Annotated in this window: 23 protein-coding genes; 13 read left to right on the top strand and 10 right to left on the bottom strand. The window is 42.7% G+C overall.

Annotation, left to right across the window (positions count from 1 at the left end):
* Positions 1-29: 29 nt before the first annotated feature.
* Positions 30-2336, top strand: a complete 2307-nt coding sequence (gene metE / locus ACSR9O_RS21265; protein WP_491725027.1) for a 5-methyltetrahydropteroyltriglutamate--homocysteine S-methyltransferase — start codon at positions 30-32, stop codon at positions 2334-2336.
* Positions 2333-2809 (top strand): acyl-CoA thioesterase, encoded by a 477-nt coding sequence (locus tag ACSR9O_RS21260; RefSeq protein WP_230178786.1) that lies wholly within the window; start codon positions 2333-2335, stop codon positions 2807-2809. The genes metE and ACSR9O_RS21260 overlap by 4 nt, the downstream gene beginning before the upstream one ends.
* A 42-nt stretch (positions 2810-2851) precedes the next feature.
* On the opposite strand, the gene ACSR9O_RS21255 is transcribed toward ACSR9O_RS21260, so the two are convergent.
* Genes ACSR9O_RS21255 through ACSR9O_RS21245 form a run of 3 tightly spaced genes read right to left on the bottom strand, consistent with a single transcriptional unit; the run spans position 2852 to position 5489 of the window.
* Positions 2852-3637: an ABC transporter permease gene (locus ACSR9O_RS21255; protein ID WP_101225968.1), complete on the bottom strand. Its 786-nt coding sequence runs from the start codon at positions 3635-3637 to the stop codon at positions 2852-2854.
* A 4-nt stretch (positions 3638-3641) separates the two neighbouring features.
* The gene (locus ACSR9O_RS21250) at positions 3642-4433 is read right to left on the bottom strand and encodes an ABC transporter permease (RefSeq protein WP_072272421.1); all 792 of its coding nucleotides are present in this window, start codon (positions 4431-4433) and stop codon (positions 3642-3644) included.
* A gap of 48 nt (positions 4434-4481) precedes the next feature.
* Entirely contained in the window at positions 4482-5489 is a 1008-nt protein-coding gene (locus ACSR9O_RS21245) for an ABC transporter ATP-binding protein (protein WP_034305344.1), read from the bottom strand.
* Positions 5490-5640: 151 nt separating this feature from the next.
* Between ACSR9O_RS21245 and ACSR9O_RS21240 the strand changes: the two genes are divergently transcribed.
* The 4 genes from ACSR9O_RS21240 (at position 5641) to ACSR9O_RS21225 (ending at position 13616) form a co-directional block, all read left to right on the top strand.
* On the top strand, positions 5641-5961 hold the full coding sequence (locus tag ACSR9O_RS21240) for a hypothetical protein (protein WP_101225967.1): 321 nt from the start codon (positions 5641-5643) through the stop codon (positions 5959-5961).
* A gap of 144 nt (positions 5962-6105) precedes the next feature.
* The gene (locus tag ACSR9O_RS21235; RefSeq protein ID WP_491725026.1) at positions 6106-7395 is read left to right on the top strand and encodes a glutamate-1-semialdehyde 2,1-aminomutase; all 1290 of its coding nucleotides are present in this window, start codon (positions 6106-6108) and stop codon (positions 7393-7395) included.
* Between the two features lie 339 nt (positions 7396-7734).
* A complete protein-coding gene (locus tag ACSR9O_RS21230) occupies positions 7735-12207 on the top strand; it encodes a glutamate synthase-related protein (protein ID WP_491725025.1) in 4473 nt (1490 codons plus the stop codon).
* A 317-nt stretch (positions 12208-12524) separates the two neighbouring features.
* Positions 12525-13616 (top strand): FUSC family protein, encoded by a 1092-nt coding sequence (locus tag ACSR9O_RS21225; RefSeq protein ID WP_230178792.1) that lies wholly within the window; start codon positions 12525-12527, stop codon positions 13614-13616.
* 57 nt (positions 13617-13673) lie between these two features.
* On the opposite strand, the gene ACSR9O_RS21220 is transcribed toward ACSR9O_RS21225, so the two are convergent.
* A complete protein-coding gene (locus ACSR9O_RS21220; protein ID WP_048678312.1) occupies positions 13674-14087 on the bottom strand; it encodes a MarR family winged helix-turn-helix transcriptional regulator in 414 nt (137 codons plus the stop codon).
* Between the two features lie 370 nt (positions 14088-14457).
* Between ACSR9O_RS21220 and ACSR9O_RS21215 the strand changes: the two genes are divergently transcribed.
* From ACSR9O_RS21215 to ACSR9O_RS21195, 5 genes are all read left to right on the top strand, one after another.
* Positions 14458-15096 carry a biotin/lipoyl-containing protein gene (locus tag ACSR9O_RS21215; RefSeq protein WP_491725024.1) on the top strand — a complete coding sequence of 213 codons (639 nt, stop codon included), beginning with the start codon at positions 14458-14460 and terminating at the stop codon, positions 15094-15096.
* Between the two features lie 40 nt (positions 15097-15136).
* Positions 15137-16756 carry a DHA2 family efflux MFS transporter permease subunit gene (locus ACSR9O_RS21210; protein ID WP_101225962.1) on the top strand — a complete coding sequence of 540 codons (1620 nt, stop codon included), beginning with the start codon at positions 15137-15139 and terminating at the stop codon, positions 16754-16756.
* Positions 16757-16774: 18 nt separating this feature from the next.
* A complete protein-coding gene (locus ACSR9O_RS21205) occupies positions 16775-17305 on the top strand; it encodes an NAD(P)H-dependent oxidoreductase (RefSeq protein WP_063234827.1) in 531 nt (176 codons plus the stop codon).
* Between the two features lie 13 nt (positions 17306-17318).
* The gene (locus ACSR9O_RS21200) at positions 17319-17666 is read left to right on the top strand and encodes a hypothetical protein (RefSeq protein WP_101225960.1); all 348 of its coding nucleotides are present in this window, start codon (positions 17319-17321) and stop codon (positions 17664-17666) included.
* Between the two features lie 259 nt (positions 17667-17925).
* The gene (locus ACSR9O_RS21195) at positions 17926-18846 is read left to right on the top strand and encodes an EamA family transporter (protein ID WP_491725023.1); all 921 of its coding nucleotides are present in this window, start codon (positions 17926-17928) and stop codon (positions 18844-18846) included.
* Positions 18847-18922: 76 nt separating this feature from the next.
* On the opposite strand, the gene ACSR9O_RS21190 is transcribed toward ACSR9O_RS21195, so the two are convergent.
* The 5 genes from ACSR9O_RS21190 to fabL form a co-directional block, all read right to left on the bottom strand.
* Complete coding sequence (locus ACSR9O_RS21190; protein WP_101225958.1) at positions 18923-20671, bottom strand: ABC transporter ATP-binding protein; 1749 nt, start codon at positions 20669-20671, stop codon at positions 18923-18925.
* A gap of 250 nt (positions 20672-20921) precedes the next feature.
* Entirely contained in the window at positions 20922-21452 is a 531-nt protein-coding gene (gene ntdP, locus ACSR9O_RS21185; protein WP_048685440.1) for a nucleoside tri-diphosphate phosphatase, read from the bottom strand.
* Between the two features lie 233 nt (positions 21453-21685).
* Positions 21686-21940: a YgaB family protein gene (locus ACSR9O_RS21180; protein ID WP_063577340.1), complete on the bottom strand. Its 255-nt coding sequence runs from the start codon at positions 21938-21940 to the stop codon at positions 21686-21688.
* A gap of 162 nt (positions 21941-22102) precedes the next feature.
* A complete protein-coding gene (locus ACSR9O_RS21175; protein ID WP_402944846.1) occupies positions 22103-22378 on the bottom strand; it encodes a gamma-type small acid-soluble spore protein in 276 nt (91 codons plus the stop codon).
* Positions 22379-22459: 81 nt separating this feature from the next.
* On the bottom strand, positions 22460-23209 hold the full coding sequence (gene fabL, locus ACSR9O_RS21170) for an enoyl-[acyl-carrier-protein] reductase FabL (protein WP_230178804.1): 750 nt from the start codon (positions 23207-23209) through the stop codon (positions 22460-22462).
* A gap of 69 nt (positions 23210-23278) precedes the next feature.
* Here fabL and yfhS point away from each other — a divergent pair, with 69 nt between their 5' ends.
* Complete coding sequence (gene yfhS, locus ACSR9O_RS21165) at positions 23279-23503, top strand: mother cell protein YfhS (protein WP_101225956.1); 225 nt, start codon at positions 23279-23281, stop codon at positions 23501-23503.
* Positions 23504-23666: 163 nt separating this feature from the next.
* Here the strand turns inward: yfhS and mutY are convergent, their stop codons facing one another.
* Positions 23667-24785 (bottom strand): A/G-specific adenine glycosylase, encoded by a 1119-nt coding sequence (mutY, locus tag ACSR9O_RS21160; protein ID WP_101225955.1) that lies wholly within the window; start codon positions 24783-24785, stop codon positions 23667-23669.
* A 207-nt stretch (positions 24786-24992) separates the two neighbouring features.
* Between mutY and ACSR9O_RS21155 the strand changes: the two genes are divergently transcribed.
* Positions 24993-25970, top strand: coding sequence for a metal-dependent hydrolase (locus ACSR9O_RS21155; RefSeq protein ID WP_101225954.1), 978 nt, complete (start codon positions 24993-24995; stop codon positions 25968-25970).
* Positions 25971-26004 lie beyond the last annotated feature (34 nt).

The raw sequence follows: 26004 nt of genomic DNA, 5'->3' as shown, positions 1-26004 counted from the left end.
TTATTGCTCAATTAAATGAATATAGGAGGATGGGAATATTGAAAAGCAGTAGTTTGGGTTACCCTCGAATCGGGGAAGATCGTGAATGGAAACGTACATTGGAAGCTTACTGGTCCGGTAAAATCGATGAAGCAGAATTTACGGCACAACTAAAAGCCATCCGTTTAGGCAACTTACAAAAACAGAAGAAACGAGGCATTGATATCATTCCTGTCAACGACTTCACTTTCTATGATCAAATGCTCGATATGTCCGTAATGTTCGGTCTTGTTCCTGAACGTTATTCAGCCTATGAAAGCGGAAGCGTTCCCCTTTCCGTTTATTATTCAATGGCTCGCGGAAACAATGATGAAGTCGCTTCCGAAATGACGAAATGGTTCAATACGAACTATCACTATATTGTCCCTGAATTAAAGGTGCCACAGCTGACGTTAACGGAAAATAAACCACTTGCAGCATATCGGGAAGCCAAGGAAAAGCTAGGAATTGAAACAAAGCCCGTGTTGATCGGTCCTTATACTTTCATCTCCCTTTCCAAAGGCTTCAAAAAACAAGATATCCCTGGCATCATCCTGAGCCTGCTTCCCCTATACACGCAAATCCTCCGGGAGTTGGAGCAAGAAGGCGTGAAGTGGGTTCAAATGGACGAACCTTCACTTGTTTCATCGATTTCCAAAGAAGATATGCAAACTGTTACTTACCTCTATGAAAAACTGAATGAAGCAGCACCAAACCTGAACATCATGCTACAAACATACTTTGATGCCGTGGAACATTACCAGGAAGTCATCGAATTACAAGTCCAAGGAATCGGTCTTGATTTTGTACATGACAAAGGGAGGAATCTAAGCAACCTGGAAGCATTCGGCTTTCCGAAGGACAAAGTGCTTGCTGCAGGTGTGATTGACGGAAAAAACATTTGGCTTTCTGATTTATCGAAAAAAATCCAATTGATCGAGACTCTTAAGACAATGGTAGCCGAAGACCGAATCTGGCTTCAGCCCTCTTGTTCCCTGCTTCATGTCCCGGTGACCGTTCGTAATGAAACCGCCCTATCAAACGAAGTGAAAGAGGCCCTTGCTTTCGCTGATGAGAAACTCGAGGAAATCACACTCTTGGTCAAAGGGAATAATCAAGGCTTTGAAGCAATCGCCGAGAAAGTCGATGCAAATAAATTCACGCTTCAAACGTTAGCAAGTTCAAATGCCCGGAATCACGGAACTGTACAATCCAATGTCGAAAAGGTTAAAACCAGGACCGCCGGCCGTCAGCTTCCATTTAAAGAGCGTTACCAAAAACAACAGGCATTTTTCAAATTGCCTTTTCTTCCTTCGACAACGATCGGCAGCTTTCCGCAGACATTTGATGTTAAACAAGCACGCGGGAAATTCAAAAGAGGAGAATGGACCGCTTCGCAATATGAAACATTCGTTAACGAAGAAATCGGCAGGTGGATCGAAATCCAAGAAGAAATCGGTTTGGATGTCCTTGTTCATGGGGAATTCGAACGAACGGATATGGTTGAATACTTCGGCCATAAGTTAGGTGGATTCGTCTTTTTAGAAAAGGGGTGGGTACAATCCTATGGATCCCGCTGTGTGAAACCGCCAGTCATCTACGGCGACATCCATTTCATCGAACCGATGACAGTCAGGGAAAGTGTATACGCACAATCACTGACGAAGAAGACGGTAAAGGGAATGCTTACAGGTCCTGTTACGATTTTGAACTGGTCATTTGTCCGTGATGATATTTCCAGGGAGAATGTATGCTATCAGCTGGCACTCGCTTTGGAAAAAGAAGTCATTGCATTGGAATCCGCTGGAATCAAAATGATTCAGGTCGATGAGCCTGCACTTAGAGAAGGTCTGCCATTGAAAAAAAGCGATCGCGACGAATATTTGAACTGGGCTGTGAATTCGTTCTTGATATCGACATCAAGCGTGGAGGATACAACCCAAATTCATACGCATATGTGCTATTGCGACTTCAACAGTTTCATGGATGTCATCTCCTCCCTCGACGCCGATGTAATTTCCATCGAAACATCCCGCAGTCATGGGGAGCTTGCTTCCGCATTCGAGGAAAAAACATATGAAAAAGGTATTGGTCTGGGTGTGTATGACATTCACAGCCCGCGTGTGCCGGCAGTGGAAGAAATGGTCGATATGATCGAACGTGGGATCAAGGTATTGGATAAAGACCAGTTTTGGATCAATCCTGACTGCGGACTGAAAACAAGGGGTATCCCGGAAACCGTCGCATCCCTGAAAAACATGGTCGAAGCAGCAAAAATCGTCCGTGAAAACCTGTTAGCTAAACCAACCGGCAAATGATTGAAAAGCACGTTGCCCACCCAACACAGCAGTCACGGACTTTTTTAACCGACCTTGTTTTTCCACCGGATACAAATCATCACAATACCATCTTTGGCGGAAAAGTAATGGCCTATGTTGATAAAATAGCCTGCATTTCAGCTATGCGCCATTGTCGAAAACCCGTTGTGACTGCTTCAAGCGACTCTTTTGATTTTTTGGCCCCCATCAAGACGGGGGATGCGATCAACCTTGAAGCTTATGTCACCTGTGCCCATCGCACATCAATGGAGGTATTCGTTAAAGTGGAGCGCGAAAACCTATTAACAGGTGAGAAACAGCTTACGGCCCGTGCTTTTTTAACGATGCTGGCCATTGATGAAGACGGTAAGCCGACAAACGTACCACAGGTCATTCCGGAAACCGAAGTGGAAAAGCAGCTATATGTTCAAGCACAAGCAAGATATATTGAAAGAAAGAATAAACGCAAATAAACAAAAAACCCTTCAACATGAATGCTGTTGAAGGGGTTTCTTTCAGTTCCCTGCACCGCGGTACCTCTTCACTCCCTGATTCCATATGAATACGGATATCATGAAAAAGGCTACCCCAATTACAGGTGTGGCAAATGCATATGCATACCACTCTTCTTTTCTAAGGAAATAAGATGCCGGATAGACACCAACAAACGCGAATGGCAGCACCCATGTAAGGACAAAACGAATGACCTTATTATAAATATCAACAGGATAGCGCCCATAGTTCCCGATATTGTACATCATTGGCATGATGGATGTTTTCGCATCCGACCAGAAACCAATGCTTGCTATCGCAACGAATATGGCTGCATAAGCAAGGGCCCCGCCTATTGCAAAAATGATGAAAAGAATCGGGTCATACCACGCAAGCTGCAGATCCAATGAAATCCCCGAATAGAATATAATGATCAAACCGGTCACAACACCAAATAACGCTTCAAGCTCGATTCTTTCTAAAATGACTTGAAACAGGCTATGTATAGGTCTTGTTAATATCCGGTCCATTTCACCTTTGACGATATAGCGGTCATTAAAATCCCAGATGTTGAAAAAGGCTGAAAAAAGGGCGAATGGGATAAGGAAAAATCCATAAATGAATATGATTTCTTCACGGCTCCAGCCGCTTAAAAATTGTGTATGTCCAAAAACGACTAAGATAAATACCAGATTCACGACCTGATTCAGCAGGTCAGATAGGATTTCCATGAAGAAATCGGCTCTATATTGCAGTCTTGTTTTCATATATTGACTCACGTATTGAAAAAACATCGATACATAAAACATCCCGTCAACCTCCTTGAATAATCAGCTGTTTTTTTGCGACTATCCATAAAAGCTGAATCGGTATTATGAGAATGATGCACCAAATTAACTGCTGTAAAAGCGCCATGCCAATTTCGCCTGAACTGTACCCATTCGTAAAAATCATGCTTGGTACATAGCTGATCCCTTGAAAGGGTAAATATTTCATCACTTCCTGCGCCCATATAGGATAGAAACTGATGGGCAGCAGCAGGCCGGAAAATAAATCAATGATAACCCTTTTAGCGCGGATTAATCCGGCATTATTATATAAGAAAAAGGTAGTGATTCCCGTCAATAAGTTAATTTGTGTATTGATGATGAAGCTGAACAGCAAGGAAATGCCGAACATCCCCCACGTAGCCGGCTCGTGCGGCAATTCGATAGGAAAAATGAAAGCTACCAGCAGCATCCCCGGAATTGAGAAGAAGAAGAAACGGAATATCCCTTCCCCAAGTCCTTGCATCGTTTTCATGCCTAAATAGTTATAAGGCCGGATCATCTCAATGGCAACCTTGCCGTCTTTAATCTCAGTGGCGATTTCGCGGTCAATATTATTGAAATAAAAAGCGCGCGCCATCCATGCAACCGCGACATAGGTTGTCATCTGCATGCTTGAAAGTCCTTCGATGGAGCTTTTTTCTCCATATATCGCATTCCATAAGAAATAATAAGCACCGATATTAATGCTATAAATTAAAATGCCGGTATAATAATCCGTTCGATACGCAAGCATCATTAAAAAACGCATGCGGATCATGGCAAGATACTTCCCCATGGCCCTCCCCCTTCTTGATAGACACGTTGTTTCTTATTGATAAGAGAGTCAGACAGTGCCTTCTTCGTAAATATTGCGAACGATCTCTTCAATGGACGTTTCATGGATTTTGATGTCTTTTATTTTAAAATGAGATACGACAGCTGAAACAAGCTGTGAAATATGATCACTTTCTTCTTTCAACAAGGCAATGTAAGTTTGATTTTTCTCATCATAAACCCAGTTAGCGGTAAATGGGAGCGCTAATGATTGTAATTCCTTCAATGCGATCGGCTCGATGAATTGAAAATGAATCTGTTTTTCCTCAGCCCAGTTATCTTTCAAACTCTGCAATTCCCCATCATAGATGATTTGTCCTTCATCAAGCATGATTACACGCTCACATAATGCTTCAATGTCTCCTAGATCATGTGTAGTCAAAAGGATTGTCGTATTATATTTCTCATTGATTTCTTTCAGGAACTCACGAATCTTCATTTTCACGAGCACATCAAGTCCAATTGTCGGCTCATCCAGGAACAGCAAAGGCGGATTGTGGATCAAAGCTGCCGCAAGCTCACAGCGCATTCGCTGACCAAGCGAGAGTTTACGCACTGGTTTGTCCAGCAAAGGACCGATATCAAGCGTCTTGATGACATGTTCCATATGATCGTTATATTGTTCATCCGTTACCTTATAGACCTTTTTTAACAGCCTAAACGATTCTTGAACCGCAATATCCCACCAAAGCTGTGAGCGCTGACCGAATACGACTCCGATTGTCTGGGTGAACTTTTCCCTTTCTTTATGCGGATTCATGCCATTGACCGTGATTTCACCTGCTGTCGGTTCCAAAATACCTGTCAGCATTTTGATCGTGGTCGATTTCCCTGCACCATTTTCCCCGATATAAGCTACCATCTCACCCTTTTTTACAGTAAAATTGATATCATTGACGGCAGGGACGACCTTATAATTTCTGGTAAGTAAATCCCGGAAGGCACCCTTTAGCCCTGAACGGCTTGAAGCCGACTTAAATTCCTTCCGAAGCTGTTTCACTTGAATTGCATCACTCATCCTGTTACATCCTCCGTAATCTCTTGTCCTAATGAATTAGTTTATCCAAACCAACCTTTTTAGACAATAAAAATGCTTGGATGCCATATACCATTTTCAGGGAGGAAATGGCCGTTGTACCAGATACTTATATAAAGGAGACGAGTATGCTATGAATATCAAAAAATTATTACTATCCCAAATTGAAAAAGTCGTTTTCGACCTTCGATATGACTTCCTTTATGAAGATGAGTACGGTGAATTATTATGCCAGGTCATCCAAAGGGATTCCAGCGGGTCCATCGAAAGCACACCCATCAGTTTCCACCTCCTCATTAATGAAGAGAAAGGGACCGGCCAGCTAATCTATTACCAAGCCCAGGGCGAAATGAACCGCCAATCCTTCGACATCGAAAACCCTGACACCATCTTGGCCATACTTACTTTCATAACAGGAGTTTTGAAATCCGACCCTATTTCGCATACAGAATGATGGCCCGGAACCCTGATGCTTATAAGGCTGCAGCTCTTCCATCAGTGAATGAATCACATTTCCCAGTTTTCGACCCCAGATTTACGGACGAAAAAGTGCTATGATTAAGGGGAAATATGTTTATATTTTTAGGAGGTTTTAAGATTGGATTTTAGTAATTCGGAGCTTTTACATAAAGAGGCATTGGAACATATCGTTGGCGGGGTTAACAGCCCATCCCGTTCCTACAAAGCTGTAGGCGGCGGTTCACCTGTTGCGATGGATCATGCCAAAGGTGCTTATTTCTGGGATGTTGATGGCAATAAATATATCGATTACTTAGCTGCATATGGCCCGATCATCACAGGTCATGCGCATCCACATATTACGGAGGCGATCGTTAAAGCAGCAGAAACGGGCGTTTTATACGGCACACCGACCAAACATGAAGTCAAATTTGCCAAAATGTTGAAAGAAGCCATAACATCCATGGATAAAGTCCGCTTCACCAATTCAGGAACCGAGTCCGTCATGTCCACCATCCGCGTTGCCCGCGCTTACACAGGACGCGATAAGATCATCAAGTTTGCAGGCTGTTACCATGGACATTCCGACCTTGTTCTCGTCGCTGCAGGCTCTGGCCCGTCCACTTTAGGAACACCGGACTCTGCAGGCGTTCCCAAAAGCATCGCACAAGAAGTCATCACGGTACCTTTCAATGATATTGAGCCATTTAAAGAAGCACTGGATAAATGGGGTAATGAAATTGCTGGCGTGCTGGTTGAACCGATCGTCGGCAACTTCGGAATCGTGGAGCCAAGCCCCGGCTTTTTGGAAGATGTCATTTCATTATCTCACGAAGCCGGATCACTAGTCATTTTCGACGAGGTCATCACAGCGTTCCGCTTCATGTACGGAGGGGCACAGGACTTTTTGGGAATTCAACCCGATTTGACCGCCCTTGGTAAAATCATCGGGGGCGGGCTTCCTATTGGTGCCTATGGCGGTAAAAAAGAGATCATGGATTCTGTCGCACCGCTGGGACCGGCCTATCAAGCGGGTACGATGGCAGGAAATCCGGCTTCCATGCTTTCCGGGATAGCTTGCTTAGAAGTACTTAAAGAAGAGGGGCTGTATGACGAGCTGGACCGGCTGGGGAAAATCCTTGAAGAAGGTATCCTGAAAGCAGCCCGCCAATATAATGTACCGATCACCATCAACCGCCTTAAAGGTGCGTTGACGATCTATTTCACGACAGAAAAAATTGAAAACTATGAGCAGGCGGAAAATACGGATGGCGAAATGTTCGCTAAGTTCTTCAAACTCATGCTAAACCAGGGAATCAATTTGGCACCTTCCAAATACGAAGCCTGGTTCTTGACGATTGCTCACACGGATGATGATATCGCTTATACTCTAAAAGCGGTTGAACATGCATTCAAAAACCTAATATAATAAATCAAATCAGCATAATTATGCATTTTTTATACACCCTCAGGATGTACATCAATCTTGAGGGTTTCTTATTTCCCTGTAATAAATCTTTAATATTGGCATTTGAAGCCACTCCTCACAAAAATCCCGCCAATCACAGCATCCAGTCCATTGTATAAAAAATTGATTTCTGAATATTTAAATGATATGATATGGATACATTTATATACATTTATACACTTTCTTTCAATCTATCAAAACTTGGACTATTGTTCGGGTTTACTAATATTTCCCCCATTAAACACATGCTACAGGAGGTGAAAGGCAGCGGATAAGGGTAACCTTATTCAAGCCACATATATGACCCAACAATGGACACCTGCTACATTCAAAGAATTTCACAAGGAAGAACATGATGCCTGCGGTATCGTTTCCTGCATCGAAAAAAAGAAGATCCCTACTAACGAAAACATCTTTGCCTGTATCGACGCCCTGGTTAAAATGAACCATCGCTGCGGCTTCATCAATGGTGAGGGCGATGGCGCCGGCATCCATATCGATATTCCCCGTGCTCTTTGGAAAAAGAAGCTTGAAGCGGTAAATGTCGATTCAAGCATCGTCGATCAAGATACCTTCATTGTCGGCCATTTATTTTTAAGCAAAAAAACAGAAGCTAACGACTTAAAAATCGAAGTCAAGGAGAAACTGCTCCAGCATGGTCTCTCATTGATATTCGAAACGGATAAAGCCTACCGTTCCGAGGCATTGGGACCGATTGCCATTCAAGAAGACCCAGTGTTCTGGCAATTTGCCTGTTCCTCCACCATCAATAACAACCAGGAGCTTTCAAATGTTCTTTTTGAGCTGACTTCCGACATCGAAAAAAGTGATTTCATCCATGTTGCATCTTTAAGCCAGCATCATGCGGTATACAAAGTGATGGGTGCTGGAGATACGCTCCCTGCCTATTATCTTGATCTTGCCGACCCTTTGGCTGCCTCCACCATGACACTGGGGCATAATCGTTTTTCAACCAATACTCTATCAAGCTTCTTCCGGGTCCAGCCTTTCAGTGTACTTGGACATAATGGCGAAATCAATACCATCGCCAAATTGCGTGATGAAGCGAAAATGATCGGAGTTCCCATCGCTAAAGATGGAAGCGACTCACAGGATTTAAACAAAACGATCGAAACTTTCATCTGCCGTCATGGCTACTCTTTATTTGAAGCTGTCGATCTTATGTTCCCGCCAATCATCAATGAAATCAAGGAATATCCCGAGCACTTACAAGACTTATATACGTATTTAAGGGAAGCATGGGGTCATTTTGCACAAGGTCCGGCAGGCATCATCTCCCGTTTCGGCGATGAAGCCGTGTTCTCAGTCGACTCTTTAGGCTTGCGCCCACTATGGAATATTGAAACGGAATCATCTTATATGTTCACTTCCGAACCAGGAATCATCCCTTCCAGTGAATATACCGGAGATCCGAAACCGATGGGGCCAGGGGAAAAAATCGGTTTGAAATGGAACGGCGACAGCATTGAATTGTACACATACAAGGATTACCAGGATAAAGTATTTGAACTCTTCAATGATCGTTTCGTCCTTTCCAATGACCGAGTTCGCTTACAGCAACAAGTGTTTGAAAAGGTTGTCTCCATGACAAATACGCAAGCCATTCATAATGGTCAGTATAAAGCCTTTGGGTGGGAAAGGGAGCATGTCCAATTAGTGGAACAGATGGCCGAAAAAGGTGCTGAGCCCATTCGTTCACTTGGTCATGATGCGCCACTCGCAGCACTTAATCCCCAACGGACCAACATTGCTGATTTCATTAAGGAAAGTGTGGCCGTTGTAACCAACCCTGCGATCGACCGGGACCGGGAAACCGAGCACTTCTCAACAAGAACGATCATCGGAAAACGTCCTTCCCTTTTCGAAGCGAATAAGGCAGGAAAGGTTACGGAGCTGCTGACTCCCTTATTGATTGAAGGGTCAACGGGTTATGAGTGTTCATCTATCGTATCGCAGCCAAGCTATGATCAGTTCATTAAATATAACCAAGATCAAAAACTCGTACACTTCATTTCAAGCACGTTCAAAGAGGATGAAAACATCACGGATGCCTTGACCAGGATTACGGATGAAAGTGTCACTGCAGTGGATGAAGGAAAAACGCTGCTCGTACTGGATGACGCCCTTGCCCATCAAAACGGCAACCTTTGGCTTGATCCCCACCTTGTCACCTCAGCCGTCGATCAAGCGTTGGTCCGTACAGGCAAGCGCCGTGATTGTTCCATACTTTTACGTTCAGCATCGCTAAGGTCACTGCATGATATCATCGTTTCTTATGGTCTTGGGGCCAACTTAATCAGCCCCTATTATATGTTCCTTTCCTTATCTTCGGATGACCTCAAAGGGGTTAGCAATCTATATAACTCCTTGACGAAAGGTCTTGAGAAAGTCATCTCCACCATTGGCATTCATGAGCTTCGCGGCTATGGAAGACTTTTCTCAAGCATCGGTTTACATGAGGAAATCGCGAAATATTTAAATGTGGCTAACTTCTTCGGATCCAATGATCTGGACTATAATTTTGATAAAATCAAGGCCGATGCCATCCAGCGTGCAGAAGATTACGGCAATGAAAAAGAACGGATGGGCAAAACCTTCCATTTGTTCCCAAGGATTTGGAAGTCTATCGGGGAAGTTGCTTCAACCGGGGACTATGATGCTTATCGCGAAAAGATCACCGAGCAGGAAGAATCCAATCCCACGACGATCCGCCACTTGACATCATTAAAAACTTCAGATGCTTCCATCCCTTCTGAAGAAGTCAGTCTTTCGGTCGGCGAACAGGAATTGCCGTTCGTCATTGCCTCCATGTCTTTTGGGTCACAAAATGAGATTGCTTTCCGGGCCTATGCAGAAGCTGCCGAGAGGTTAGGCATGATCAGCATGAATGGTGAAGGCGGGGAAATAAAGGATATGCTTGGCAAATACCCGAAATCGCGCGGACAGCAAATCGCTTCCGGCCGTTTCGGTGTCAATGCAGAACTATTGAACTCTTCAAATCTATTGGAAATTAAAATTGGGCAAGGGGCAAAACCTGGTGAAGGCGGTCACCTTCCAGGTTCCAAGGTCACAGCGAAAATCGCAGAAGCCCGAAATGCAACAATCGGTTCCGATTTGATCTCCCCTTCCAATAATCATGATATATACTCAATTGAAGATTTGGCCCAAATGATCCATGAGCTAAAAACGGCAAACGACAAAGCAAAAGTTGCCGTCAAAGTACCAGTCGTTCCTAACATTGGTACGATTGCTGTCGGCGTCGCAAAAGCGGGGGCAGATATCATAACGCTTTCTGGTTTTGATGGCGGAACGGGTGCTGCCAGGATCCATGCACTCGCGCATGTTGGTCTGCCAGTTGAGATAGGTGTGAAAGCGGCCCATAATGCACTGCTTGAGTCAGGTATCCGACAGAACGTTGAAATTTGGGCTGACGGTGGGTTAAAAAGCTCGATGGATGTATTGAAGGTAATGCTGCTTGGTGCAAACCGTGTAGGCTTTGGGACCCTTTCGATGATTGCCGTCGGCTGTACAACGTGCCGCGGATGTCACCTTGACACTTGCCATGTGGGCATCGCCACACAAATTGAATCGGAAGCACAGGCGAAAGAACACGGGCTGCGCCGTTTTGTTCCACGAAAATTTGATTTAGCCGTTCAGGGATTAACGAATATGTTCAATGCATTTGCAAAAGAACTCAAAGCTTTGACCGGATCACTCGGGGTGAAGAATCTTCAGGATATCGTCGGACGTTCTGATTTACTGCAGCAAGTTAAAGGACAACAATCATTGGATTTAACCTATTTATTGAAAAACTTGGATATAACACCGTTCTCACATAAGGAAACGGCGGCATATTTGAATGAAGGCTCCATGCAGGTGGCCGTTGGCGCTGAATATCTTGATTCGCATGTAGATGATCTGCAGCAATCCCGTAGCTATAGCTCAATCACTTCCGAGCAGCGTGTTCTCGGCAGCAGGGTGTCCTGTCACCGCGTTAGGGGCAGATTGGACGGATCATACAAAAAACTTCCCCCCGTTCACCTATCCTACCAGGATGGTTCCATCCCGGGTAATGGACTCGGGGCATACAATACGGAGGGAATTACAATCAGCGTGAATGGCGGTGCCCAGGATGGTATCGGCAAAACATCGATTGGCGGAAATATTTCCATCTTTAAATCTCCAGGAAAAGATGGAAAGTTCTACAATGGCTCTGTAGGCAAGGGGTTTGGATACGGTGCACAACACGGCCTTCTCATTGCCCAAGGTGATGCGGATGCCAGGGCGGGAATCCGGCTTTCCGGGGCGGATATGATCATTGGAGGATTATTGAAACAACCGCTTCCTAAAAAGGAAACCGGTAATATTGCGGTAACTTCCAATATTAAGGGATTCGCTTTTGAATATATGACAAATGGAAGAGGTTTGGTTCTGGGAGATCCCGGTCCATGGATTTGCGCAGGGATGACAGGCGGTGTCGTTTATTTACGGCAACAGCCTGAATCTGGATTAACCAAAGAGGTCATTAAGAAGCGGGTTGCGAAAGGGGCAAAGATTTCCATTGAGCCCCTATCCGCAAGAGGCCTGCAGGATGTGGCCGAACTTCTGGGCAAATACACAGCCCTATTGAAAGATCATGGCCAAACCGAAGAAGCGGCCTCTTTAGAGGCACTTCTTCAAAAGCCTGAAGAGCACTTCCTTCAGGTCGTTCCAGTTAAAGAACAGGCGGACCCTGCTGTTTCCACGGAGTGATGCCGAAAATATAAGAAAAGGCTGATGCTCGTTAATGCGAGCATCAGCCTTTTCTAGTCATATACCTCTGGAATGTCTTCAAACGATGGAAAAACAAACTTGAAAGCAATCAAGAAATTGCCTATCGTTTCTTTATATATTAAACTTGATTTTAGCTATTGTAACTCTTAGGAAAATCCTGTATATTACTTTTTGTTTACATCTTCTTATTTTAGTGTAAAGTACTAACAAATAAGTTAGAATACAACTTTAAGCAAAAGCCTATATATAAATAGAGCCACGATCCATTACAATACAAAGAAAGGATTAACCCATATATGAAGTTTGGTGCCCGCATTCTCAAAACAGGAATAGCAATCGTTTTAGCGCTTTATCTCTCGGAACTGCTTAACCTTCCTGCTCCTGTCCTTTCTGGGATTGCTGCAATTTTTGCAATACAGCCGACCATTTACCGTTCATATCAAACGGTGTTGGAGCAAATTCAAGGAAATATCATTGGCGCATTGGTTGCTGTCTCCTTCGTTTTGTTGTTCGGAAATGATATTTTTATGATCGGTCTTGCCGTAATGGTTGTCATAACCATCAATTTAAAATTGAAAATGGATAAAACGATCGTCCTTTCCATCGTGACGGTCATCGCCATCATGGAAAGCCAGGAAGGGGAATTCCTGAATTTTGCCTTTATTCGTCTCTCTTCCGTTTTGCTTGGAATCGTTTCTTCGTTTATCGTGAATCTTGTTTTCATTCCTCCAAAGTACGAAGCAAAGCTTTATACACGCATTACAGATGTAACCGAAGACATCTTGAAATGGATCAGGATCAGCACAAGACATGCTACAGAACACACTTTATTGAAAAAAGACATCAGCCGATTGAAGGCGGAGTTACTCGATCTGGAACATATCTATTCCATGTACAAAGAGGAACGGGAATATTTCAAGAAGAACAGTGTAGCTAAAGCAAGAAAGCTTGTCGTTTATCGGCAAATGATCATAACGACAAAAAAAGCGTTTGAAACCTTGAAGAGAATCCATAAATTCGAGAATGAAGTATATCAAATGCCTGAAGATTTCCAACGGAGCATCTTACAGCAGCTTGATTCCTTGATCCGCAAGCATGAACAGTTGATATTACTGCATATCGAAAAAATCAAGTCAATAGAGGAGATTGAAGATTGGGACCAGGATTGTTTAAGTCGTAAAGAGCTGCTCGCCCATTTTTTCGAACAGCAGAATCAAGTGGACGAAATGCATGATAACCTAGGCCACCTCTCTGCCCGCCTTGTACCATTGATTTCTGCAGTCATAGAATATGACGAACAATTGGAACACCTTGAAAAGCTGATCGTCAGCTTCCAGTCCTTCCATAAGGAAGATAACGAAATATCTGTCCAGTATGAAGAAGATTAAAAAAAGACGGTTCCCGGGAACCGTCTTTTTTCGTCTCTATTTAGAGCATGACCTCATTCAATCATCCAAAAGGTTCTTATCAGCAGCCTTTTCAATCGTATCCAATTTCTTTAAAAGATCCTGCAGCTCGTCTTCCGAGAATGAATTGAAGTTCTTGCCCATCAATTTGTTATGATCCGCAAGGACTCTCCCCAAAATCGCTTCCCCAGCCTCTTTCAATTCAAGGTTGATGACCCTGCGATCCTTATCAGAGGGCTGCCTTTTTACATAATCCATTTCGACCAACTTATCTACAAATACGGTAATCGCACTTGGCTTTACGGTTAAGAAGTCAGCCAGCTGAGTCGATTTGATCGACCCCTCTTTTTTCAATATCAATAATATGAAAAACTGAGGCGATGTTAATCCATAAGGCTGAAGATTTTTTGCTACGATGGCCCTAAGCTTCTTCCTAATCCGAAAAATCTGCATTTCTATACTATTAGTTACTTCCCATTTAAATTCCAGCCTTCTCACTCCTTATATAGGACAATCCTACCTCTTAAATTTAATTAAATGGCATTCCAATGTCAACTTTACTTTCCATATATCCTTAAAACTAAAAAAAATTCAAATTTTTACTATTTCTCTGTATTTATTTCCCACCATTTTTCCGAATAAATTACATGACAAAAAATAATTAAACTGGTAAACTCTTTACTTAATAATATTAATACTTATAAAAGTTAATATTTATTTAATTTAACAAATAAACATTAGAATAGGAGGCGTTGTCATTTCTGGCTAGTGAACAGTATCGAAAAAAGGAATACATCATCAATATTTTTTGGAGGCGAAACAAGTGAATAGAGGACGTTTAGTTTTAATCAATGTCATTGGTTTGGTTATTATCATAGCGGTATTAGCCGGTGGGGCTTATTACTATTATGAAAGCACGAATTTCATTAAAACGGATGAAGCGAAGGTTTCAGGAGAGCTATATACCATCGTTGCCCCCGCTGCCGGTAAATTAGCAGATTGGGACTTACATGAAGGAGACAGTGTAAGTAAGGATGACAATGTTGCCAATGTAACCACTTTAGATGGAAAAGAAGGGGTAAAAACCGCAGCACAGGGTACTATCGTTAAAACACAAGTGCATGATGAGCAGCTTGTTCAAGCGGGTCAAACGCTGGCTCAGACCATCAATATGGATGATCTGTCCATAACGGCTAATATTGAAGAAAATAAATTAAAGGATATCGAAAAAGGTGACAGCGTAGATATTATCATCGATGGAGATCCCGATACTGTCTTCGAAGGTACATTGGAACAGATCGGTTATGCTACAACGTCCGTCTTTTCAGTGATGGGCAATCAAAACAGCAGCGGAAACTATACGAAAGTCACTCAAAAAGTACCAGTTAAAATTTCCATCAAAGCACCATCCGATAAAGTTCTGCCTGGAATGAACGCAGAAGTGAAAATTTCAACTAAATAAAATGGCTACACAGTTATACAGAAAGGAGGCTTTTCTTTAAATGGCTTCTCAAACCATCACAGTAAATGAAAACAAGGGAATGAAGCAGTTTGCCCCCATGTTAATTATCTTAATGCTAGGTTTGTTCATGGTCATTTTGAATCAAACCCTGCTTAGTGTCGCCATGCCCAGGATGATGGCAGAATTCAATGTAGCTGCGACTACGATTCAATGGTTATCAACTGGATTCATGCTCGTGAATGGAGCCTTGATCCCACTGTCCGCTTTTTTAATTGAACGGTTTGGCACGCGCATTTTATTCCTTGCTGCCATGTTTTTATTCACCATCGGGACATTCATCTGCGGCATCGCACCCAATTTCCCCGTCATCCTTACAGGCCGGCTGATTCAGGCGGCGGGCGGCGGGATCCTGCAGCCATTGGTCATGACGATCATTCTTTTCATCTTCCCTCCGGAAATGCGCGGGAAAGGCATGGGAATCTTTGGACTTGCCATTATGTTTGCCCCTGCAATCGGCCCGACTTTATCTGGTTGGGTCATTCAGGAATATAGCTGGCGGGTCATGTTCTACGCAATGGTGCCATTAGGCATGATAGTCATGACACTCGCCTTTTTAAGTATGCGTAATGTAGCAGAACCAAAGAAAATCAAATTGGATTTGTTGGGTGCGTCTCTTTCCTTGCTGGGAGTTGCTTCCTTACTATACGGTGTCAGTGAAGCGGGTTCCAAAGGCTGGACGGATCCCATCGTTCTGGGAACGATCATCATCGGGCTGATCCTTTTGACGCTTTTTGTGGTTCAACAGCTTAAATCGGAAACACCTATGCTCGACTTCCGTGTATTTAAGTATGACATGTTCGTATTATCGAATATCATTTCCGCCATCGTCACAGTGGCCATGTTTACCGGGATATTCTTATTGCCTATATATTTGCAGACATTAAGAGGCTTCACACCAGTTCAATCCGGCCTATTGATGTTACCCGGAGCCCTTGTGATGATGGTGATGTCACCCATTTCAGGAGCATTATTTGACAAAATCGGACCTCGTCCATTAGCACTAATTGGTTTAGCGATTACTGCCGTCACAACCTTTGAGTTCGCTAAATTGACTACGGAAACTACCTATTCGACTTTGGTCATCATCTATGCCATCCGCGCACTTGGAATGTCTTTACTGATGATGCCGATCATGACTGCTGGGATGAATCAGCTTCCCAAGCATTTGAATACACATGGTACGGCAATGAGCAATACGCTTAAACAAGTGACCGGAGCCATTGGTACGAGCTTCGTCACAACCATTTATACAACCCGTGCATCTTTCCATGGAACTGCTTTAGGAACGGAAATGAGTACGAGTGATCCCGGTTTTGTTCAGAATTTCCAAACAATCGTTCAATCCATCATGAGTTCGATGAATCAAACTAGTGAACAGGCACAGGAAACTGCCATGTCGCTGATTTCTTCACAAATCCAGGGTCAAGCAAATGTGATGGGAATCAATGATGCATTCTTTTGGGCAACAGGCTTTGCAATTGCCGGTATCGTTCTTTCACTGTTTTTACGTGACGTTCGGAAGGACAAAGCAATGAAAAAAGCTAAACAAGAACACTTGGATGTACCTTTGCTTCCTTCACCAGTAAAAAAATCGGTTTAATTAAATGGGGGAATAAAAATGAAGATCTATGTTGTTTACGACAGTGAAGGCAACCATACGAAAGCACTTGCCGAATCAATAGCTCAAGGGGCCGCCGCGGTCCCCGGCGCTGAGGTTCTCATTGACCATGTGAACGAGGCGGATGTTTATAAGCTCCAGGAAATGGATGCCATCATTTGGGGCTGTCCCGGTCATTTCGGCACCATCAGTTCGAGTTTGAAAACATGGATCGATAAACTTGGGTATCTATGGGCGGAAGGTGCGCTGATCAATAAAGTGGGTGCTGTGTTCTGTACGACGGCCACCGTACATGGCGGACTCGAGGCTACCATGCTGAACTTAATCACCCCTATGCTTCATCAAGGCATGATCATTGTTGGCTTGCCCGGCACTGTCCCGGAAAACGCCTTATATGGCTCCTACTATGGAGTAGGAATAAGCTGTCCGCCCGGTGTGGATGACAACATCACCAAAAATGACTTGCAGCTTGGAGAAGCATTAGGAAAACGGGTTGCCCATGTCACCCGTTCATTCATAAACGAGCTCTAGGAGGCTTGATTCAATGGGCATAATTCTAATTATCATCGTTGCCATATTAGCGGTTACGGGCTTGATCACATACAATATCAAAGCCTTATCCCCTGAAGGTAAGCCGCCGGGTGTCGAGGAAGAGAACTCGTTGGAAGAGTCCGCTTTCTCTTCGGCTGATGATTCCGTTACCGAAATCATCTCCCCAGCAGACAATGATGAATTGAAAATGAAAGATCAGGATTATCGTTTGGCACTTTCCAAGCTTCACAATCAAAAGCCAAATGATGAGCCAACTGCAGAAAAAAAGCCTAATCTTCGCAAAATGAAAGACAAGGAATACCGTGGTACATTGGAAGACTTCCGGCAAAATGGCGATTGAAGCACGTCACCCCATTCGGCATATTCGCCTCTTCTTGGGTTTTCCACACTGCCTTTAGATTAAAGATAGACCTGCAGGCTTAACTTATTTTTCTGGTTGACAAATATTCACAAAGACTTTAAGCTAAGGTAATGTAACACAAACATTTTTTTAAACTCAGCTTTTGTTGAGAGACGGAATTTTAAAAGGATTTCCTTTTTTCGTTCGTCACTTGCCTTTTTGGCAGGTGGCGATTTTTATTTTTACAGGGGTGAAAAATATGCAACTTTTGAAGTATTCCATAATGGTCTTAATCGGTTCGATCTCATATGGCACATTATCCACCATGATGAAGTTTGGATTCATGGATGGCCATTCATCCGGAGAACTGGTCGGCAGTCAATACCTCGTCGGTTGGCTGATTGTCTCCGTGTTATTTCTTTTTTCGTTTAAATATAAAGTTTCATGGAAGAGTGCCGGATTACTTTTAATCACGGGCATGATGTCCACTTTCGTCGGAAAGGCATATGCCGTTTCCGTATCCGAGCTTCCCGCTTCCATTGCCGTTGTCTTTTTATTTCAATTTACCTGGATAGGCGTCCTCATTGAAAGTTTCATAAATAAAAGACGCCCGGATAAAAATAAACTCATTGCCATTTTCGTTCTCTTCATCGGAACATTATTTGCAGGCGCGATCTTTGGTCAGCCTCTATCCGGCCTAAGCCTAAAAGGCGTATTGTTCGGTCTATTGTCTGCCTTGCTTTTTGCGCTATATATGTATTGCAACTCTCAATTCGCAGTTGGGGAATCTTCAATGAAACGGCTGTTTTACATTGCAACAGGTGGTATGCTGACTGCTGTATTCACAACTAACCCCGTCACACTTGTGACGAATCTTGTCCAAACGAACCTATGGTACTACGGTCTGCTGCTCGGCACATTGGGTGTTTTAGTTCCTTTCTTTTTCTTTGCTGTCAGTTTGCCCAAAGTGGGTGTCGGCCTTGGAACGATTCTTTGTGCTGCGGAACTGCCCTCAGCGATGGTCGTTTCCGTCATCTTTTTGCATGAACAGGTTACGTCACTGCAATGGTTCGGGATGTGCTTGATCATCGTAGGCATCGCCTTGCCTGAGGGAATAAAGCATCTGCCGCATTTCCTTCCTGACAGAAAAAAAACGCTGCATGAAAAAAGGATTTCATAACGTGCATGCGCACAAGAAAGACCATTCCCGTTAGCGGAATGGTCTTCTTTTGTATATATTGTTTTTCCTATCCTTCTTAAGAATCCAATTGTTGTACTTGAAATAGGTTGTAGTAATGCCCTTGCTTTTTCATAAGTTCTTCGTGTGTTCCCATTTCCGTAATTTCCCCATTATCGATATGAACGATCCGATCGGCATGGGTGATGGTGGATAACCGATGGGCCACGATGATGGTTGTCCGGTCTTTCGCTAAAATATCCAGCGCCTCCTGGATGTAGTGTTCACTTTCCAAATCCAATGCGGATGTGGCTTCATCAAGTACAAGGATTGGCGGGTTTTTCAAAAATACCCTCGCAATGGCCACCCGTTGCTTTTGGCCTCCGGATAATTTAACTCCCCGCTCCCCGACTTTCGTTTCATATCCTTCTTTCAGACCCATGATGAAGTCATGGGCATTCGCCGCCTTTGCCGCTTCAAATACTTCTTCATCACTTGCATCAGGCCGTCCCATAAGGATGTTGGCCTTAACCGATTCGCTAAATAAGATATTATCCTGTAGAACCATTCCTATTTTATCTCTTAGGCTGCGGACTTGATACTTACGGATATCCGTCCCATCCAATAATACCCTTCCCTCCGTCACATCATAGAAACGGGAAATCAAACTGACGATCGAGGATTTTCCGCCGCCGCTCATCCCGACAAGTGCAATGGTTTCCCCTGGTTTGACATCCAAGTTTATATGTTTCAAAACGGGTGCCTCTTTTTCGTCATAAGCAAACGATACATCCTGAAAGGTTATTCTGCCTTCCACATGCTTAAGCTCTTTCGCCCCTGGTTCGTCATCGATATCATACTTCTCATCCACAAACTCAAAAACCCTGTCCATGGACGCCAATGTCTGGGTCATTGTCGTCGAAGAGTTAACTAAACGTCTTAGGGGATTATAAAGCCGGTCAATGAAACCGACGAAGGCAACCATGGTACCCAGTGACAATTGTTCATGAATGACCTGATAACCGGCAAATCCTATTACGAGCAAGGGGGCAATATCCGTGATCGTATTCACGACGGCAAATGACTTGGCATTCCAGCTTGTATGCTTTAGGGCCTTATCGAGGAAATTCTTGTTTTGCTTCGCAAACAATTCCTGTTCCCTGTCTTCTATCGCAAAGCTTTTGATGACTGACATCCCTGAAACCCGTTCATGAAGGTGACTCTGTACATCAGCTAACGCTTGGGATCGAATCCTTGTATAGGTTCTCAGCTTGCCAAAGAAATGCTTAATCGAAAATGCGTAAAAAGGAAGCATGATGATCGATACAACGGTTAACTTCACGTCCATTGTAAACATGATGACTATCACTATGATGATCGTTGCTATATCGAGCCAAAGGTTCATCAAACCCGTGATGACAAAGTTCTTCGTTTGTTCCACATCCGTGATCATCCTCGAAATGACCTCGCCCACCCTTGTATTGGAATAATATTTAAAACTCAGTTTCTGTATATGAGTAAATAAATCATTACGAATATCATATAAGATTTTCGTTCCGGTCCATTGCGCAAAATATTGTCTGTAATACTCAATCGGCGGTCTAACTGCAACGAAAATGAAAATCATGATGGCCATTGCCCATAAAAGGCGTTCGGATTTCACGGCCTTGGACAGATCACCATTTCCGATGATGTCATCCACTATATACTTACTGAGCAATGGAAGCAGAAGCGGAATTGCGAACTTTAGCAATCCAATCAGTACCGTTCCGATTATCTGCCATTTATATGGTTTGACGAATTGCAAATATCTCTTAATGCTCCCCACGGAATACCTCCTTTTCTGAATCATTAAATCCAAATGAAAAAAGTCCATACCAGCAATTTGGAATCTTATATGCACTGTTCAATTATATTTTCCTTTTCGATGATTAAGTATCAAAAGGATTTCATTCACTAACTTTCAAACACATTTAAAGGAGGTTTAATGGTTCCTGCATCGTGATAGATTGAAACAGTTGTGTAGATATATGTTACACAATGAAAAAGCCTGCCAATTAAGCAGCAGGCCTTTTCTATCATCGATAGGTTAAAAAGCGTTCATACCAACTATCAATAAACTCTGCGGAGAATGGTCCTTTTCGCTGGCGTATCATATAAATCAAATAGTCTACGTTCTGTTTCAATATTGAATCGATGGCATCCGGGTAATTCATTTCTTTCCGATGCCTTTCATATTCATCCTCATCCAGCAAATTAAACGTCATATCTGGGAATACTTTAATGTCCAGGTCATAATCAATGTATTTCAATGCTCCCGAATCGTATGTGAACGGCGAACTGATATTGCAATAATAATAAACCCCGTCCTCTCTCAACATACCAATAACATTAAACCAATACTTTGAATGAAAATAGCAAATCGCCGGCTCTCTCGTAATCCAGGTCCTTCCATCTGATTCCGTTACCATAGTACGGTCATTCGCTGCTATCACCAGATTTTGGGTCCCTTTTAAAACGGTTGTCTCTTCCCAGATACGATGGATATGTCCATTATGTTTATAGCTGTGGATTTGGATTTTTCCTCCTTCGGCAGGAACAATCCCCATTTATCTCTCCCTACTTTCTATAGACACCCTGACAGCGTACTGTGCCCTATTCCGTTTGCAGTTGTTGTGTGTATTTAAAATATATACTTTTTTCCATTTACCCTATATTCCTATATTATAGCGATTTATTCACAAATTTAAAACAAAAGTGGCTAATCTCCCAGTGAAAATGTGTAAATAAGTCGAAAAAGTCTGACCATCCACCCATTTTAACTAAGAAATTAGCCGGTTATTTATCGTATGGCAGCCTGTCCTTGCTGAAAATAACGGATGACTTCTTCCGTTTGCTTCTCGAACATATCATGGATACTTTTCAATTCCTGCTTTTTGAGTTGAATCTCTTCCTGAATGGTGACCGCTTCACTCTCCTCTTCCAGGGCAAGGAGTTGCTTCTCTATATCTTGGCATCTTTCGATTTCGGATTGTAAAAGTAAAAGCTTATCCATCGTTTTCAACTGGTTGTTAATAAGCCGGTTAAATTCCTCCATGAATGCACCTTCCTAATCTGTATTTTTTCTATAAGTATGTATATTCTATTTTAATCAGCTTTTTCCTTTGACATAAAATGTAAACACAACGAAACATTTGTCGAATACAATGAAAGGCAAAAAAAAGCACCCTTCATAAGAAGGATGCTTTTTCATCGGCAATTAGCCTTGGTTTTTATTGCTTTGAGATTTTTGGTTTTGTTGTTTCACTTCTTGAACGTTAGTTTCAGAAGCAAACTCTGTACCGAATTGGCCTTGTGCTTGACCTTGGCCTTTTCTTTGTTGAGATTGCGCGTTTTGTTGTCTCACTTCTTGAGCGTTGGTTTCAGAAGCAAACTCTGTACCGAATTGACCTTGACCTTGTTGAGATTGCGCGTTTTGTTGTCTCACTTGTTGAACATTTGTACCTGCTTGTGATTTATTCATGTTTTTAGCCATTGATATCACCTCCACGATAATAAGATAACCATTATCCAGGAGTGCTATCCAACAAAAATCATTTAAATTTTTCCAGTTACATTAAACAAGCAATGAAATGCCTCCATCAACAATTACGGTTTGTCCACGAATCATACTGGCTCCATCGGAAATTAAAAACAGGATGGTATTCACCATATCTTCCACCTCGACCATCCGGCCAGCGGGAGTCTGATCTGCCGCCTCAGCAAGCATTTCATCCCGATTCGGGAAAGACTTCAGGGCATCCGTATCGATCACACCGCCTGATACAGCATTGACACAAATATTTTTTGCAGCCAGTTCGACCGCTAAATATCTTGTCAGTGCTTCAAGTGCAGCCTTGGAAACTCCAACAGCTGTATAATTTTTCAAATAGCGAATGGATCCCAGTGAACTGATGCTGACAATTTTCCCTCCGCCGTTCCTCTCCATTAATTTCGCCGCTTCCTGTGCGCAGAAAAGGAGGGCTTTTGTATTGATGTCCATGGTCCAGTTCCAATGGGATTCCTCCAGCTCCATCAATGGGCGCTGCACTCCAGAGGCCGCATTATTAATGAAAATATCCAAACGTCCATAATAAGCATCGATTTCCTCGAACATGCTTTTCACTTTTGCAACGTCACCGACATTTGCCTTAACTACAAGGGCTTTGCGCCCTAACGCTTCAATTTCGGCCGCCACTTCTAATGCTTTCGACTTGCTCCGGGCATAATTAATAACGAGGTCGTAACCTTCCTCTGCAAGCCTTATTGCCGTGCTTCTGCCTAAACCTTTACTGCTACCTGTAACGAGTGCCACTTTTTGTTCCATACGTTTATTCATCCTTTCTGAGTAAACACCTAGTAATAAAAATCATTTTTTTTAAGGAGTGTTACTGTTATGTATGTTGGACGTGATATGACAGAGTTATCGATGATGCAAAAATCGGATTGGGAAAATAGTGAACTTGCCTATTTTCATCACTCCCTTCAACAAATGGTACCTTATTTAAACCAAGAAGGACAGAGTATCCATAGCGAAATCGTCAAAGAAATTGAAAATAGAGGCGGACTTAATAGACAAGAAGCAGATTATACCCATGGAACGAAAACCATTTACGATTGATTTTATACGGATATCGTTTTAATAATCAACAAAAGGAAGAGGATATCTTAGCGGATATCCTCTTTTAGCATAATATCCCTGTTCCCAGGGAAATACAAATCGCACCCAAAAAATAAAGAATGTAATATGATTGACCCCATGAATGCTTGAATACTATAAAGATTTATTCGATACACTCTTTTTCTTTATACGCTCTCATCATTTTTTGGTGGGAAACCGGAAATGCCAACTCCTCCATCTCTGCCTCACTCACCCACTTAAGTTGCTGTTCTCTTAATGTCTCTTCACTGATGGCTTCTTTGACCACTCCGATATACGTGTCCACTTTCCAAACGAGGTGTGAGAAAACATGTTCAATTCTTACAAGTGATTCAGTGATTTCCGGTTTGACGCCATACATTTCCTGAAACCTACTTTCGAAGAACTCCCTCTTATGCAAAAGGGATGAATGGTTTTCGAAATTCGGATATTCCCAAAGATTTGCAAGCAATCCTTCTGGTGCTCGCTTGTGAATTAAAAACTCACCTTTTTCATTCGTTAAAACGGCAGCTACAATTGGTACATCCCGCGTCTTTTTCTTTTGGATTTTCACCGGCAATTCCGACTGAACCCCAGCTTCAAATGCTAGACAATGACTTTGGACGGGACATAATAGGCAGGCAGGCTTACCTGGTGTACAAATCAATGCTCCAAGTTCCATCAACGCTTGATTGAAGGCTGAGGTATGTTCATGATCGATCAGCTTTCTGACGGCTGCTTCGAAAGTTTTTCTTGTCTTTGGCTTTGCAATGTCTTCATATATCATCAATATCCTTGATAAAACACGCATGACGTTTCCATCAACGGCTGGCTCCGGCTTACCGTATGCGATACTAAGTATCGCACCAGCTGTATAAGGGCCGACACCTTTCAATTTGGATATTTCATCGGGATCATCCGGTACAATCCCATTATAGGATGCCTTCACTTCCTGAACGGCACTATGCAGATTCCTTACACGTGAATAATATCCCAGCCCTTCCCATGCTTTTAGGATTTTCTCTTCATCGGCATTGGCAAAATCCTCGAGTGTAGGAAACCATTCCACAAACCGGTTGAAATAAGGAATCACCGTGTCCACTCTCGTTTGCTGCAGCATTATTTCAGAAACCCAAACACGGTACGGGTCCTTATTTTCCCTCCATGGCAATTCTCTTTGTTCTTCGAGAAACCAGGAAACCAAATCTTTTTGAAATTCATCGATTTTTATTTTTTCTATTGTCGGGATCGTTATTTCTTTCACATCAGTTCCTCCAAAGATGTTACACTCTTATCAAAATTGGGAATACCTATAGTAGGCCATTCTTTTTTTAATATCATGTTCATATTCATTTATTTGTAAAGATTCATGGAAATAAATCAAAATTATATTCATTTGATGGTTAATATATAAATACGGTATGATGAAAGAAGACCATTTTTTTCAAATTGTGGCAGGGAGGTTAGTTTTTTGGATACAGGTACTCACTTTGTCATGGGAATTGCTCTTGGAGGTCTTGCCACATTAGATCCTGTCATTGCGCAGAGCCCAGTCACTGCAAGTGCAGTCATAGCAGGTACGATATTGGGATCACAAGCTCCGGACATTGACACTGTTTTAAAATTAAGGAATAACGCTGTATATATACGAAACCACCGTGGAATCACGCATTCCATTCCCGCTGTTTTACTCTGGCCCTTGATTATCAGCGGAGCACTTTTCGCCATCTTACCTGAAGCAAATTACCTTCATCTTTGGCTTTGGACCTTTTTAGCCGTTTTCCTTCACGTGTTCGTGGATATATTCAATGCTTATGGGACCCAGGCTCTCAGGCCGATTTCGTCAAAATGGGTAGCTTTAGGGGTCATCAATACATTTGACCCGTTCATTTTTGGAATACATGTTGCCGGCCTGATATTATGGGGCTATGGATTTCCTCCAGGCTATTTATTTCTTTCCATTTACGGAATACTCGTCATTTATTATATTTCCAGGTTCAGGGAACAAGCTTTTATAAAAAAAGTGGTCAAAAAGCAAATTCCAGGAGCAAGGAAAATCCTATTATCACCGACCATGCGTTTTCATCGCTGGAAAATTGCGGTGATTACCGAAAAGAATTATTATGTGGCACGGGCCGATAATGGATATGTGACGATTCTAGATACCTTCGATCGAGTGCCATTGCCTGAAAGTGAAATTCTTGAAGCCGCCAAAAAGGATATCAACTTGGCAGCCTTTCTGTCCTTTTCGCCGGTTTACCGATTTGAAATCGAACAGATTAAAGAATATTATGAAGTCCGTTTTATCGATTTAAGATACCGCAGCAATGGATATTACCCGTTTGTGGCAGTGGTCCATTTAGACAGCGAATTGAATATCTTGAATTCTTATACCGGCTGGATCTTTAGCGAAGCGAAACTGCAGAAGAAATTGAATATTATTTTGTAGTCACTGCGTATTGAAAAAGAGCTGATTCCAGGGA

Source organism: Peribacillus sp. B65 (assembly GCF_058513295.1).
Note: the sequence above shows the minus strand (reverse complement) of the source record. Positions and strands in the feature narration are given on the sequence as shown.

Excerpts from the sequence above, each read along its gene's own strand:
- ACSR9O_RS21200 (WP_101225960.1), top strand. The coding sequence starts at position 17,319 with ATGGGCATAATTCTAATTATCATCGTTGCCATATTAGCGGTTACGGGC.
- ACSR9O_RS21250 (WP_072272421.1), bottom strand. The coding sequence starts at position 4,433 with ATGGGGAAGTATCTTGCCATGATCCGCATGCGTTTTTTAATGATGCTT.
- ACSR9O_RS21230 (WP_491725025.1), top strand. The coding sequence starts at position 7,735 with ATGACCCAACAATGGACACCTGCTACATTCAAAGAATTTCACAAGGAA.
- ACSR9O_RS21205 (WP_063234827.1), top strand. The coding sequence starts at position 16,775 with ATGAAGATCTATGTTGTTTACGACAGTGAAGGCAACCATACGAAAGCA.
- ACSR9O_RS21245 (WP_034305344.1), bottom strand. The coding sequence starts at position 5,489 with ATGAGTGATGCAATTCAAGTGAAACAGCTTCGGAAGGAATTTAAGTCG.
- fabL (WP_230178804.1), bottom strand. The coding sequence starts at position 23,209 with ATGGAACAAAAAGTGGCACTCGTTACAGGTAGCAGTAAAGGTTTAGGC.
- yfhS (WP_101225956.1), top strand. The coding sequence starts at position 23,279 with ATGTATGTTGGACGTGATATGACAGAGTTATCGATGATGCAAAAATCG.
- ACSR9O_RS21195 (WP_491725023.1), top strand. The coding sequence starts at position 17,926 with ATGCAACTTTTGAAGTATTCCATAATGGTCTTAATCGGTTCGATCTCA.
- metE (WP_491725027.1), top strand. The coding sequence starts at position 30 with ATGGGAATATTGAAAAGCAGTAGTTTGGGTTACCCTCGAATCGGGGAA.
- ACSR9O_RS21255 (WP_101225968.1), bottom strand. The coding sequence starts at position 3,637 with ATGTTTTATGTATCGATGTTTTTTCAATACGTGAGTCAATATATGAAA.
- ACSR9O_RS21220 (WP_048678312.1), bottom strand. The coding sequence starts at position 14,087 with ATGCAGATTTTTCGGATTAGGAAGAAGCTTAGGGCCATCGTAGCAAAA.
- ACSR9O_RS21240 (WP_101225967.1), top strand. The coding sequence starts at position 5,641 with ATGAATATCAAAAAATTATTACTATCCCAAATTGAAAAAGTCGTTTTC.
- ACSR9O_RS21175 (WP_402944846.1), bottom strand. The coding sequence starts at position 22,378 with ATGGCTAAAAACATGAATAAATCACAAGCAGGTACAAATGTTCAACAA.
- ACSR9O_RS21260 (WP_230178786.1), top strand. The coding sequence starts at position 2,333 with ATGATTGAAAAGCACGTTGCCCACCCAACACAGCAGTCACGGACTTTT.
- ACSR9O_RS21210 (WP_101225962.1), top strand. The coding sequence starts at position 15,137 with ATGGCTTCTCAAACCATCACAGTAAATGAAAACAAGGGAATGAAGCAG.
- ACSR9O_RS21180 (WP_063577340.1), bottom strand. The coding sequence starts at position 21,940 with ATGGAGGAATTTAACCGGCTTATTAACAACCAGTTGAAAACGATGGAT.
- ACSR9O_RS21225 (WP_230178792.1), top strand. The coding sequence starts at position 12,525 with ATGAAGTTTGGTGCCCGCATTCTCAAAACAGGAATAGCAATCGTTTTA.
- ntdP (WP_048685440.1), bottom strand. The coding sequence starts at position 21,452 with ATGGGGATTGTTCCTGCCGAAGGAGGAAAAATCCAAATCCACAGCTAT.